Origin of the sequence: Vibrio sp. vnigr-6D03 (assembly GCF_002835515.1) — a bacterium.
In the GTDB taxonomy this organism is placed as follows: Bacteria; Pseudomonadota; Gammaproteobacteria; order Enterobacterales; family Vibrionaceae; genus Vibrio; species Vibrio penaeicida.
On the sequence record NZ_PIZL01000024.1, the window covers coordinates 72,212 to 85,016 of the forward strand.

12 protein-coding genes are annotated in these 12,805 nt (G+C 45.2%); 8 read left to right on the plus strand and 4 right to left on the minus strand.

Going from position 1 to position 12,805, the window contains the following annotated elements; translation table 11 throughout:
• Positions 1-45 precede the first annotated feature (45 nt).
• The 3 genes from CW749_RS19940 to CW749_RS19950 form a co-directional block, all read right to left on the minus strand.
• Positions 46-300, minus strand: coding sequence for a DUF3624 domain-containing protein (locus tag CW749_RS19940; RefSeq protein ID WP_101114067.1), 255 nt, complete (start codon positions 298-300; stop codon positions 46-48).
• A 188-nt stretch (positions 301-488) separates the two neighbouring features.
• Entirely contained in the window at positions 489-1,940 is a 1,452-nt protein-coding gene (locus CW749_RS19945) for a dihydrolipoyl dehydrogenase (protein ID WP_101114069.1), read from the minus strand.
• A gap of 84 nt (positions 1,941-2,024) precedes the next feature.
• Entirely contained in the window at positions 2,025-2,756 is a 732-nt protein-coding gene (locus tag CW749_RS19950; protein ID WP_101114071.1) for a glutathione peroxidase, read from the minus strand.
• Positions 2,757-2,935: 179 nt separating this feature from the next.
• Here CW749_RS19950 and oxyR point away from each other — a divergent pair, with 179 nt between their 5' ends.
• Positions 2,936-3,817 (plus strand): DNA-binding transcriptional regulator OxyR, encoded by an 882-nt coding sequence (gene oxyR / locus CW749_RS19955; protein WP_101114073.1) that lies wholly within the window; start codon positions 2,936-2,938, stop codon positions 3,815-3,817.
• A 92-nt stretch (positions 3,818-3,909) separates the two neighbouring features.
• Here the strand turns inward: oxyR and CW749_RS19960 are convergent, their stop codons facing one another.
• Positions 3,910-6,405, minus strand: a complete 2,496-nt coding sequence (locus CW749_RS19960; RefSeq protein ID WP_101114075.1) for a PBP1A family penicillin-binding protein — start codon at positions 6,403-6,405, stop codon at positions 3,910-3,912.
• A 144-nt stretch (positions 6,406-6,549) separates the two neighbouring features.
• On the opposite strand from CW749_RS19960, the gene pilM reads away from it, so the two are divergent.
• The 7 genes from pilM to aroB all read left to right on the plus strand — a co-directional run bounded on the left by pilM (position 6,550) and on the right by aroB (position 12,790).
• Entirely contained in the window at positions 6,550-7,566 is a 1,017-nt protein-coding gene (gene pilM / locus CW749_RS19965; protein ID WP_101114076.1) for a type IV pilus assembly protein PilM, read from the plus strand.
• Complete coding sequence (locus CW749_RS19970; RefSeq protein ID WP_101114078.1) at positions 7,559-8,119, plus strand: PilN domain-containing protein; 561 nt, start codon at positions 7,559-7,561, stop codon at positions 8,117-8,119. Before pilM ends, CW749_RS19970 begins: the two co-directional genes overlap by 8 nt.
• A complete protein-coding gene (gene pilO, locus CW749_RS19975; RefSeq protein WP_101114080.1) occupies positions 8,116-8,703 on the plus strand; it encodes a type 4a pilus biogenesis protein PilO in 588 nt (195 codons plus the stop codon). Before CW749_RS19970 ends, pilO begins: the two co-directional genes overlap by 4 nt.
• A complete protein-coding gene (locus tag CW749_RS19980; RefSeq protein WP_101114082.1) occupies positions 8,696-9,208 on the plus strand; it encodes a pilus assembly protein PilP in 513 nt (170 codons plus the stop codon). The genes pilO and CW749_RS19980 overlap by 8 nt, the downstream gene beginning before the upstream one ends.
• A gap of 36 nt (positions 9,209-9,244) precedes the next feature.
• A complete protein-coding gene (locus CW749_RS19985; RefSeq protein WP_101114084.1) occupies positions 9,245-10,972 on the plus strand; it encodes a type IV pilus secretin PilQ family protein in 1,728 nt (575 codons plus the stop codon).
• Positions 10,973-11,160: 188 nt separating this feature from the next.
• On the plus strand, positions 11,161-11,679 hold the full coding sequence (gene aroK, locus CW749_RS19990; protein ID WP_101114086.1) for a shikimate kinase AroK: 519 nt from the start codon (positions 11,161-11,163) through the stop codon (positions 11,677-11,679).
• A 22-nt stretch (positions 11,680-11,701) separates the two neighbouring features.
• Complete coding sequence (aroB, locus tag CW749_RS19995) at positions 11,702-12,790, plus strand: 3-dehydroquinate synthase (protein ID WP_101114087.1); 1,089 nt, start codon at positions 11,702-11,704, stop codon at positions 12,788-12,790.
• Positions 12,791-12,805: the final 15 nt, after the last annotated feature.

Genomic DNA, 12,805 nt, shown 5'->3' on the forward strand with positions numbered 1-12,805 from the left:
AAGTAGCCTTCATACAGTCTTCATACAATAGAAGCCGCGCAGAAATCAGCGCGGTTTTTTATTGCGTGCTTGCCAAGGGAAAATGACAAACCTCATCCAAAGATGCATGGCAAGTAAGACATTGAAAGCAAAGCCAGCAAAAATTAACGTCACAGACTGAATACTATTGGGAGACTCTTTTAAAGCAAACCACCAAACAATCCAACACGCGACCGAAAGTACAGTGAGTTGATCCATGCATCGCTGGCAACGGCCTATTTTCTTCCAAAACCAGTTTTCTTGGCATGTTCGACACGGCATAAAGTCGCTTTTCGTTAACTAATTCTTCCTAGAATTATAGCTAAACGAATTGCGTATCATAAGGATGCAAGTTCAAATTTAGATGAAATTAATGTGAAAAGACCCTGACTCTGGAGAAAAAGTCAGGGTAAAAAAGGACTTAGAAGCAATTTCTTATTTTAAGTAGTTAAATTCTAGGCTGAGTTAAATTAGCAACCCGGACCGCAATCCAAGCAGTGCTTAATCATTTCAGGACCAAGGTGTAACTTGGCATTTAAATCACGAAGTGCGGTTCGAACCCCTTCTTCAATCACAGGGTGATAGAAAGGCATGTCCAGCATTTCAGATATGGTCATTTTGTTTTGGTGAGCCCAGGCTAGAAGGTGAGCTAAATGCTCTGCATTCGGTCCCATCATTTCTGCACCTAAGAATCGACCTGTGCCTTGTTCCCCGTATACGTGCAAGACGCCTTTATTGCGCAGCATAACGCGAGAGCGACCTTGGCTTTCGAATGACACTTCACCCGTTGCAAAACAACCGCAGTTGCCTAAACGCTGAGTGATCTGGTGATAAGTTTCTCCCACCATTGCGATTTGAGGATCCGAGAATACTGCGGAGATAGAAGAACGACGCAGCCCTGCACGGATGTCTGGGAAGCGACCCGCATTATCGCCTGCAATACGACCTTGATCGGCGGCTTCGTGAAGCAACGGGATCTGGTTACTTGCATCGCCAGCGATAAAGATGTTTTCAACCGACGTTTGCAGTGTGTAGTGATCCGCTTTTGGGATACCTCGATCATCTAAATCTATATCCGTATTTTCCAGATCCAGTTTGTCGACATTCGGGCGGCGACCCGTTGCAGCCAATACGTAATCGGTAACGAAGGTTTCAAGCTCGCCGTCGTGATTAATAAATTGGATCTCAACCTTATCATCGACGCGCTTCATGCTTTCGACTTTGACATCGGCATCTAGGTAAAACTCTTCACTGAAAGCTTTGTTAGCGTAAGCCATGACTTCAGGATCGGTTAGAGGACCGACTTGCCCACCTAAACCAAACAGCTTCACATCAACCCCTAATCGGTGGAGTGACTGCCCTAATTCCAAGCCAATTACCCCTGGTCCAAATACCGCGACAGAGCCAGGAAGATCATCCCAATCAAACACATCATCATTAACGATAAGGCGATCGCCTAATTCATTCCAGACGCCAGGATAGGCAGGGCGAGAACCCGTCGCAATCACAATGCGTTGTGCTTTTACTTCAGTGTGATCATCGATGATCAGGGTGTTGTTATCAGCAAATTTTGCGTAACCCGATATTTTGTCTTCTGCTGGAATGTCATCCACGCCTTCTAATACAAACCCGACGAAGCGATCTCGTTCGCGCTTTACTCGATCCATTACTTCACGACCGTTGATGACGATCTCACCTTGCGGGTGAATACCGAAGCCTGGTGCTTTCTCAATTTGGTGAACACTTTCAGCAGCTGCGATGAGCAATTTAGACGGCATACAACCTACTCGAGCACATGTTGTACCGTAAGGACCACCTTCGATCATCACGACATTTGATGTATGCGCTTTTGCAGTTCGATATGCGCCAAGACCAGCGGTGCCGCCACCAATAATCGCTACATCAACATTCAGTTGTTTCATAATGGATTCTCTTTAATGTCGGTTTGGAATGAAAAGCCCGAGTTTCCTCGGGCTTAATTTTCAGGAATACGTCGTTACTTTGGATTACTTAAGAAGAAAGCTTTCTAATTCTTCACTGCCACCAATGTGTTTACCACCAATGAATACTTGTGGAACCGTTGCACGACCGGTGATAGCTCTTAAGCTCACGGTTGTTGCATCTTTACCCAGAATAACTTCTTCATATTGAAGACCGTGATCAATCAGATTTTGTTTCGCTTTCGCACAGAAAGGGCAACCTGGTTTTGAGAATACGGTAATAGATTCCTGAGTTTTGTAATCCGGAGCGATGTAACCAAGCATCGTGTCTGCATCCGAAACCTTGAACGGGTCGCCCGGCTCGTTTGGTTCAACAAACATTTTCTCAACAACGCCATTCTTCACCAGCATGCTGTAGCGCCATGAACGTTTACCAAAACCGATGTCATTTTTGTCGACTAACATGCCCATTCCATCAGTAAATTCACCATTTCCATCTGGGATGAAAGAAATATGGTCTGCTTCTTGGTCTTCTTTCCAAGCATTCATAACAAAAGTGTCATTCACAGACATACAGACGATTTCATCAACACCGTGTTCTTTGAATACTGAGAACAGTTCGTTGTAGCGCGGTAGGTGGCTTGATGAACATGTTGGTGTAAATGCACCAGGTAAGCTGAACACGATAACGGTCTTGTCTTTGAAAAGGTCATCCGATGTCACGTTTACCCAAGCATCACCTTGGCGAGTCGGAAAAGTGACCTGTGGTACAGTTTGACCTTCTTTTGATGCGAACATGTTGGTTTCCTCTTTGGATTTTTGAATTCTTATGTGTAGCCGACCTTAATCAGCGTAGCTGGCTTTTGTTTATTCAGCCTGTTTCGTTTTGTTGAGTCCATTATTCAACGATCGGGTTGATAGCTCCAATCGTTTATTGTTATGGTATTGATAGATAATTTCTATTTTAGGGTGGAAAGATGAACATTCGTGATTTCGAATACCTAGTGTCTCTCGCTGAGCACAAACACTTTCGCAAAGCTGCAGAAGCGTGTTTTGTTAGCCAGCCCACGTTGAGTGGTCAAATTCGCAAGTTGGAGGATGAATTAGGGACCGCGCTTTTAGAGCGCAGTAGCCGCAGAGTCTTGTTTACCGAGTCGGGTTTACAGCTTGTGGATCAAGCGAAGAGAATCCTGGGTGAAGTGAAGTTATTTACAGATATGGCAACCTTGCAGGGCAAAGAGATGAGTGGTCCTTTGCACATCGGGTTTATTCCTACGGTTGGTCCTTATTTACTCCCTAAAATCATTCCACAGCTTAAGGAGCAGTTCCCTGATTTAGAATTGTTTTTGCATGAAGCGCAAACCCATCAGCTCGTTAGGCAGCTTGAAGAGGGACGGTTAGATTGTTTGGTGCTGGCTTCGGTTGCAGAGACTGAGCCCTTTAAAGAGTTGGATCTATACAACGAACCCATGAGCGTTGCTGTGCCTTGTGATCACGAATGGGCAGAACGCGATGAAATAGACATGCTTGAACTGAATGGTAAGACGGTTCTTGCGTTAGGTGATGGGCATTGCTTACGGGATCAAGCGTTAGGGTTTTGTTTTGCTGCGGGTGCGCGTGATGATGAACGCTTTAAAGCGACCAGTCTTGAAACGCTGCGTAATATGGTTGCTGCTGGTGGTGGTATTACTCTGCTACCTGCATTGTCGGTTCCCGCTGAGAAGAAGCGTGATGGAGTGTGCTACGTGCGTGCCAGTAATCCTCAACCAAGCCGACGTATTGTGTTGGTTTATCGACCGGGTTCTCCGCTTCGAAACCGTTTTGAACAGCTGGCTGAGAGTATTTCAGAGCTTGTATAAAGCGAGAATAGGCAGTTAGTTGGAAATAAAAAAAGGCGCTGATGCGCCTTTTTTGATACAGAATTAGAAATTGTTGGAGCTAATTCATGTGGTTAAAACAGCTCTTCACCGTCCTCGCTGTATATGGCTTCGCTTATAGGATCGTGAGCATACTCTCTTGGCTCCGTTCCTCGTCTGAAGTATTCAAACATGGTTGAATCGTCAGATTTGTTGGTAAGCAGCCCTGATTCTGCATCAATACGGGTTCGAATGATGCCCGTAGGTAACTTTTTACGTACCGCAGGGACATCTTCTAGTGCGACTTTCATAAAGTTTACCCAAGCTGGCTGTGCCGTTTTCGCTCCGGCTTCTGCTCCGGTAATTTGGTCTTTACCTAAGTTCGGGTTTACCACACTGCGACCGAGCTCTCTTTGGTGGTTGTCAAAACCGACCCATGCAATAGCCACCATTCCCGGTGCGTAACCGTTGTACCATGCGTCTTTAGAGTCGTTGGTTGTTCCTGTTTTTCCACCTATGTCACGACGCCCCAATTTCTTAGCGCGCCAACCAGTACCATTCCAACCCGTGCCTTTACGCCAGTTGCCACCCCCCCATACGTTGCTGTACATCATCTCGCGCATTAAGAAGGCGGTTTGTTCTGAAATAACTTGAGGCGCGTAGGGAGAATCGACATCCTGCTCTTCAAACTCGTTGCTCTTTTGGGCTTGGCAATCTTTGTGGCAAACCACCTTTGGATTGGCTTCCAATATAGGCCTACCAAACGCATCTTCCACACGGCTTATGTAGTAAGGCTCAACAAAATAACCGCCATTCGCGAAAACAGAATAGCCCTGAGCCATTTTCACTGGAGTTAAACTACCTGCACCCAACGCGATAGTTTCAGAGCGAGGAAGCTGGTCTTTTTCGAAACCAAATCGAGTAAGGTAGTCAATCGATTCGTCCAATCCAACTTGACGTAATATTCGTACAGCCATGACATTCTTTGACTGAGCGAGTCCAATGCGCATACGAGTAGGACCAGTATATGTCGGTGGCGAATTTTTCGGGCGCCACGCGGTGCCTTGGCTCTTGTCCCATTTATTGACGGGGGCGTCGTTAATCAAACTCGCCAGTGTCATGCCTTTATCGATGGCGGCGGCGTAAATGAACGGCTTTATGCTCGAACCGACTTGACGGACAGATTGAGTGGCGCGATTAAACTTACTGTGAACAAAGTTGAAACCGCCAACCAATGACACAACGGCACCATCATTTGGATTCATTGCGACAAATGCGGTATTGGCGTCTGGCACTTGAGCAAGTTTCCATGCCCACTGTTGCTCTAGTTTGTCATCACTTGCTGGAAGCGAAAGCTTACGCACCCAAATTTGATCTCCGACGGATAAAATCTCCGACGCTTTTTTAGGTGCGCTACCTTGGCGTTTGTCACTTTTAAATTTACGGGCCCATTTCATCGCATCCCAATCGAGAGATGAGAAATTTTGGTTCTTAATGTAAATCTTGGCGGATTTCTCTCCGACTTCAGTAACGATGGCGGGGATGAGCTTTCCGTAAGTTGGCACTGTGCGTAGGTGTTTGCGCATTTTATCCTCAGTCCAAGGCACTTCACCTGTAGCCCAAAGCTCTTCTTCTGCGCCGCGATAACCGTGTCTCTCATCGTAGCCCAACAAATTATTGATAGTGGCTTCATTAGCAGCTTGTTGCAGCTTGGAGTTCACGGTTGTGTAGATTTTCATACCTGATGTATACGCATCTTCACCGTAGTTTTCTAATGCCCAAGAGCGTGCGATTTCAGCGGCATAAGGCGCACTGAGTTCAATTTCCGCGCCGTGGTATTTTGCCACAATGGTTTCTGAACGAGCGGAATCGTACTGTTCTTGAGTGATGTACTTTTCATCAAGCATACGCATCAGTACGACATTTCGACGTTTGGTAGCGCGTTCTACGGAGCGAATTGGGTTAATGCTCGACGGGGCTTTTGGCATTCCAGCCAAAGTCGCAAGTTCACTTAAAGATAAGTCGCTTAATTCTTTACCGAAATAGACTTGAGCAGCGGCCCCAAATCCATAAGAACGATAGCCAAGAAAAATTTTGTTGATGTACAGCTCTAGAATTTCTTCTTTCGTCAGAAGCTGCTCAATGTGGATTGCGATAAAAATCTCTTTGATTTTCCGCATGATCTTTTTTTCGTTAGTCAGAAAGAAGTTTCTCGCTAACTGCTGGGTAATTGTACTTGCCCCTTGTTTCGCTGAACCTGTTGTTGCAACAACAATAGCCGCACGAACGATACCAATTGGATCAATACCGGGGTGGTCGAAAAAACGGCTATCTTCGGTTGCAATCAGTGCATCAATAAGCTCTTGAGGGATGTCGTCGTGTGCAACGGGTACTCGACGCTTTTCACCAAATTGTGAGATCAGCTTTCCATCTTGACTGTATACCTGCATCGGCGTTTGCAGTTCTACGTCTTTTAGTGTTGCAACATCAGGGAGCTCAGGCTTTACATAAAAGTAAAACCCAATAATTGTGGTCACTCCCAAAATGGTGCAAACCAATGAAAATATTAACAAATGCTTTATGAACTTCACCGGAGAATCCCTGTTTAATTTGGCTATCTGGTTACATATCTTCTGTTACTGCGCTAAAACGTCAGGATTATTTTTTGGATATGTCTTAAACAACTCGTTTTTCCAACTTGCCGAGTGTAACACTCTTTTAGGAGCCAAATCGCCATGGGTAGATCTTTAGTAATTGGCATCGATTTCGGTCATCACAGTATTAAAGCTGTCGCAATGAAGCCTATCGGCGAGCTAATGCAATTGGTTGGTTATAATGAGCTTAATGTACCCGAAGATATTTTCTCTGAAAACCATACCCTCGATTATCAGAAGATTGTAAAGAAACTCAAAGAACTTAAAAAGGGCTTACCTCTTTTTAGTCATCAAGTCGCAGTTTCCGTACCCGATAAGGCAGTTATCAGCAAAGTACTTCAAATTGAACAAGATATGGATGGGAGAGAGCAGGAGTTCGCTGTCCATCAAGCGTTTGGTCAACAATCACCGATCCCACTCGAAGAATTAAGCCTCGACTTTATTGAAGTGGACCAAAAAGTCACGACTCGCAGCTCGACTTCCACCTTCCAAGTTTATGCGACGCGCAAAGAGGTGGTCGACTCTCGTGTTACCGCATTAACGAAAGCCGGTTTTAAGCCTTTGACGATTGATGTTCATGCCAATAGCTTGTTGAAAGTATGGCGTTTGGCTAGCCAAGTTCATCCTGATAGAAGGCAGTGGATGCTGGTGGATATCGGTTTAAATCAAACATCTTTGTGTACTGTCGCAGCAGGCAGAACGCCTTTCTATAAAGAAATCCCATTTGGTACTCAAAACGTTGCGCAGTCACAAGCAATGTCTGATGCCATGACTCTGAGTAGCGACTCCGTCACTCAGAGTTTTGTCAAAGATCTGGGTGAAAAGCTACAAAGACACGTCAGTTTATACAACTCCGTAAACCCCCAACAAAACATCGATGGTATTTGGTTGAGCGGCGGTGGGGCTAATTTGGTGGGTATTGCTGACATGCTTAGTAAAGAACTTCGGCTCGAAACCTCGCCACTAAATCCGTTTGGGTTAGTTGAAAATGGCACTAAGCAGTCGGTTAAGCAACTGTCGGATTTTGCCGCTTATGGCGTGGCAATGGGGTTGGCGATTAGCGGTGTTGAGTGGCTAAAAGGAAATCACCATGCATAGCATCAACTTATTGCCTTGGCGCGACGAGCTGCGTGCTAAATACCGTCGGCAGTTCTTTTCTTATCTCGCTGCTGCGATTTTGGTTGCCGCTGGCGTGCAGTGGGGCACTGGTGTGTATTTTTCCCAGCAGAAAAGTATGCAAGAAGAGCGCAATGCCGAACTGACTCGACATATTTCTTATCTTGACCAGCAACTACGTGGGCTAAGCCAAGTTCGCGATCAGCATGAATCTATCCTAACTCGGTTGCGCTCGGTCGAAGCGCTGCAAATAAAACGCAATAAAACAACCGATTTTATGTCTCTGTTACCTGATGCCATTCCACCTGGCGTCTTCGTCGACAAAATTGAGATGAACGATTTTGAAGTAGAAATTAACGGCATCAGTGACAGTACAGCCAATATCACGACCATGCTCGATCTATTGGAGCGTTCAGCCAAACTCGCTGACGTGGAAATGCATTCAATTGTGTCGGGGAAGAAGTTGTTTGGCAAAGTGTTTAAGACATTCAAAGTGTCGTTTGTATTTGCGCCTCAAAAGGATGAAAAATCATGATTGATTGGCAAGACCTTGATTTTGAAGACTTGCCAGAATGGCCACTTCCAGCGCAACTTTTGGTGTTTGGGCTTCTTTTTCTTTTGATACAGGCGCTGGGCAGCTGGTTTTATCTCGCGCCAATGAATGAAGAGCTGGAGCAGCTGCGCCAAAAAGAACAAACCCTGAAAAGCACGCTGATCATCAAAACCAATAAAGTAGCCGCATTGCCTAAATTGGAAGAACAATTAGATGAACTCAACAGCCGCTATGACTACTTGTTAAAGCAGTTACCGGAACAGAAAGAGTTGGCAAGTATGCTTGCGTCGGTCAATGAGTTAGGCATTCAACATGGGCTAACGTTTACCCGTATTGACTGGGGTGAAAAGCAAAATCAGGAATTCTTATATCGATTGCCTCTAAACATTGAACTGACAGGGACTTACCAAAATATTGGCGAATTTTCTGCGGCAATCGCTAACTTACCTCGAATCATAAATTTTGATGATGTTGATTGGCAGAGAGTGAGCCAGGAAAGCAGCACACTGCACTTTAGGGTAAGGGCATATACATATCAGTTTAAACCGGAGGTGAGTGATGAATAAGCCGCTGATGGCGCTGGTCGCAATTGCAGCTTTAAGCGGTTGTCGTGCCAACCACGAACCACTTCAGGATTTTATTTTAAAGACACAAGCCAACGCGTCTACGCAAGTATCTAAGCTGCAAGCAGAGCAGTCGTTTAAGGCTAGTGAATATGTGCCAGTAACGGCTCGTGTTCCTTTTGCTTTACCTAAAATTGCGGTTGTTGAAACCCAACCATCTTTGGTTAAAGACTGTTGGCAACCAGCCTCCCGAAGGAAGAATGGGAAATTAGAAAGGTTTGCTCTCACTCAACTCAAATTAAAAGGGGTCATGGGGAGTGGCAAAAAGGTGTCGGGCATTATTCAAGTCCCTGATGGTCATGTCGTCAAGGTAAAACAGGGACATTACCTTGGTTTAAACAATGGCAAGGTAATCAATATTACTCCAAAGCATCTGACGATTCAGGAAACATTACCTGATGGGCTTGGGTGTTGGCAGCAGCGTAACGTGAAGCTCGCATTGAAATAAATTTTAGGATTTAAGATTAAAAGGGAAAAAGTCAATATGACGCAGATGTATCGTCGTGCTTTGCTTATCTTTATAGGGTTATTTGTTGCGACTGGAGCATCTGCTCAATCCAATGAATTTGTAGGAATTGATTTTAGACTCAATAAAGACAAGCATGCACTGTTGGTGATTGAATTGGCGTCTAACGCAGCGGCTGTGGATATTCAGCCAATGCCCGATGGCTTGAACATCTCCTTGCATGAAACCAGCGTAGAAGATGAAAAGCTATTTGTTGTAGATGTAGCCGACTTTTCTACTAATGTCGAAAGTGTCGAAGTGTTTAGAGAAGGTTCAAATACCCGACTATTTGCCACGACAAACGCCGCCTACAATTATGATTATCGATTACGTGATCGCTTTCTTGAGGTCACGGTTTCCGCCAAACCAAAAGATGAGCCTGAACAAGCCAGTATTCTTGAAAAAGACGGCAAGCTTATTTCGATCAACTTTCAAGACATCCCAGTTCGAAGCGTATTGCAGCTCATAGCGGACTACAACGAGTTCAACCTTGTTGTGTCAGATTCAGTATCCGGCAATCTCACATTAAAGGTCGATGATGTCCCTTGGCAGCAAGTTCTCGACATCATTTTGAAAGTGAAGGGGTTGGACAAACGCGTTGAAGGTAACGTGATTTTGGTTGCCCCTAAAGAAGAGTTTGATAGCCGAGAGCAACAAGATCTCGAACAGGAGCGTTTGGCACAAGAACTGGGCTCGTTGGAGTCAAAAATTATTGAAGTAAAGTTCGCCAAGGCGTCTGATATTGCCGATATGATTGGCGGGCACGGTGAAGTATCGATGCTTTCTGAGCGCGGAAGTATTTCGATAGACGAACGTACAAATGCTTTGTTAGTACGTGATTTGCCTGAAAACATCGCCGTTGTTGAAGACATTGTCGAGTCGTTAGATATTCCTGTTAAACAAGTTCAAATTGAAGCGCGTATTGTCACCATAACAGAAGGGGAAATTGAGGAGCTAGGAGTTCGTTGGGGCTTTAGCTCGACCAGTGGAACCAATACTGTTGGCGGGAGCATAGAAAACAATCTTGCAACCGTTGGGCTTTACCAAGCAGGCGGTGGCTCTGGTGGTGATTCAGGTGGAGAAGGTGAAGGCGGAGGCGGCAGTTCAACCATTGATGACTTCCTTGCGGTTAATTTAGGCGCAACAAATAAAAATGCGGCAAGTATTGCGTTTCAGGTGGCAAAACTTGGGACTGACACCTTGTTGGATCTGGAACTCTCTGCGCTCCAAACAGAAAATAAAGCGGAAATCATTTCCAGCCCAAGGCTGATTACGACCAATAAAAAACCGGCTTATATTGAGCAGGGCACCGAAATTCCATATCTTGAAGCTTCTTCTAGTGGTGCGACGACAGTGTCATTCCGAAAAGCGGTATTGAGCTTGAAAGTAACGCCTCAGATTACGCCAGACAACAAATTAGTGCTGGACCTGAGTGTAACGCAGGATAGACCCGGCAAAGTCGTAAAAACAGGGAACGGCGAAGCCCTTGCTATTGAAACTCAGAGAATTGGTACTCAAGTTTTAGTAGATAACGGTGAAACAGTTGTTCTGGGAGGAATCTATCAACAAAGTGTGACAAATACCGTCGATAAGGTGCCACTTTTGGGTGATTTACCCCTATTAGGCGCACTTTTCCGTCGAAGTTACGAAAATTTAGGGAAAAGCGAATTGCTGATTTTCATTACGCCGAAAGTGGTTCTACAGTAGTGTTTGGTCAGATTCTCAATCATCGACAAAAAATAAGGTTGCATTCAAGGCATCATAATTGAGATAATTTTGGGTCTGATCACGAATTTATCTGTGAGGAAAAGGTGCCTTGAAGGCTTTCATATAGTGCCAATCTGGCTTACTTCAAGGCGATGTCATTGAATTAACGTTGTAAATTACTGCTTAACATGGCTGAAAAACGTAACATTTTTCTTGTTGGCCCAATGGGCGCCGGCAAAAGTACAATTGGTAGACACCTAGCTCAGCAACTTCATATGGAGTTTGTTGATTCTGACACGGTTATCGAAGAGCGCACAGGCGCTGATATAGCTTGGGTGTTTGATGTGGAAGGTGAAGATGGCTTCCGCCAACGCGAAGAAGCGGTCATCAATGATCTAACGGAGCAACAAGGTATTGTTCTGGCGACAGGTGGCGGCTCAGTCAAAAGTAAAGAAAACCGCAACCGTCTATCGGCTCGCGGTGTGGTTGTGTATCTAGAAACCACAATCGAAAAACAGCTAGCACGCACGAATCGCGATAAAAAGCGTCCTCTGCTGCAAACTGATAATCCTCGAAATGTACTTGAGTCTCTGGCTGGAGAGCGTAACGGTTTATATGAAGAAGTTGCCGATTACGTAGTACGTACCGATGATCAAAGTGCAAAAGTAGTAGCCAACCAAATCGTAAAAATGCTAGAAGAACGTTAAGTTCAATTTCGGAGAGCAAACCATGGAACGGATTACGGTCGATCTTGGTGAGCGTAGCTACCCAATATCTATTGGTGCCGAGTTATTCAAAGACTCGGCGTACTTTTCTAACATATCTTCAAAGAAAGTTGTTGTTATCAGTAACGTAACAGTGGCTCCTCTTTATGCGGATACCATCGTTAGTAAGCTTGAGTCTCTTGGTCATGAAGCCAAGTTGCTTGAGCTACCTGATGGAGAGCAATACAAAAATCTAGACACGTTCAACACCATCATGACGTTTTTGCTTGAGGGCAATTACGGACGTGATGTGACGGTCGTTGCTCTAGGTGGTGGTGTAATTGGTGATTTGGTCGGATTCGCGGCAGCGAGTTATCAGCGCGGTGTCGACTTCATCCAAATTCCGACTACATTGCTGTCTCAGGTGGATTCTTCTGTCGGTGGAAAGACAGGAGTAAACCACCCGCTTGGTAAAAACATGATTGGCGCGTTCTATCAGCCCCAGTCTGTAGTAATTGATACTGATTGCTTGAAATCTTTGCCTGAGCGCGAGTTTGCAGCAGGCATCGCTGAAGTTATTAAATACGGCATCATATACGATGGCGAGTTTTTCGCGTGGCTTGAAGATAACTTGGAGCGATTGTACGCGTTGGATGAAGAAGCTCTGACGTACGCCATTGCCCGTTGTTGTCAGATAAAAGCTGATGTTGTTGCTCAGGACGAGAAAGAGTCCGGCATTCGCGCACTGCTGAACCTTGGACATACATTCGGACACGCTATTGAAGCGGAAATGGGGTATGGAAACTGGCTTCACGGAGAGGCGGTTTCATCCGGTACTGTAATGGCTGCAAAAACGGCGTTATTGCAGGGAATGATTGATCAGCAACAGTTTGAACGAATCCTATCTATACTTAAGAAATCCCGTTTGCCAGTGCATACGCCTAACAGTATGAGTTTCGAAGACTTTATCAAACACATGATGCGTGATAAAAAAGTACTTTCGGGCAAGCTCCGTTTGGTGCTGCCTACGGGTATCGGAACGTCTAAGGTTGTATCAGATGTTCCAAATCATGTTATTGAGCAGGCGATCGACGCATGTCGAGTAAGTGAGTAATACGCCTGCCGATTA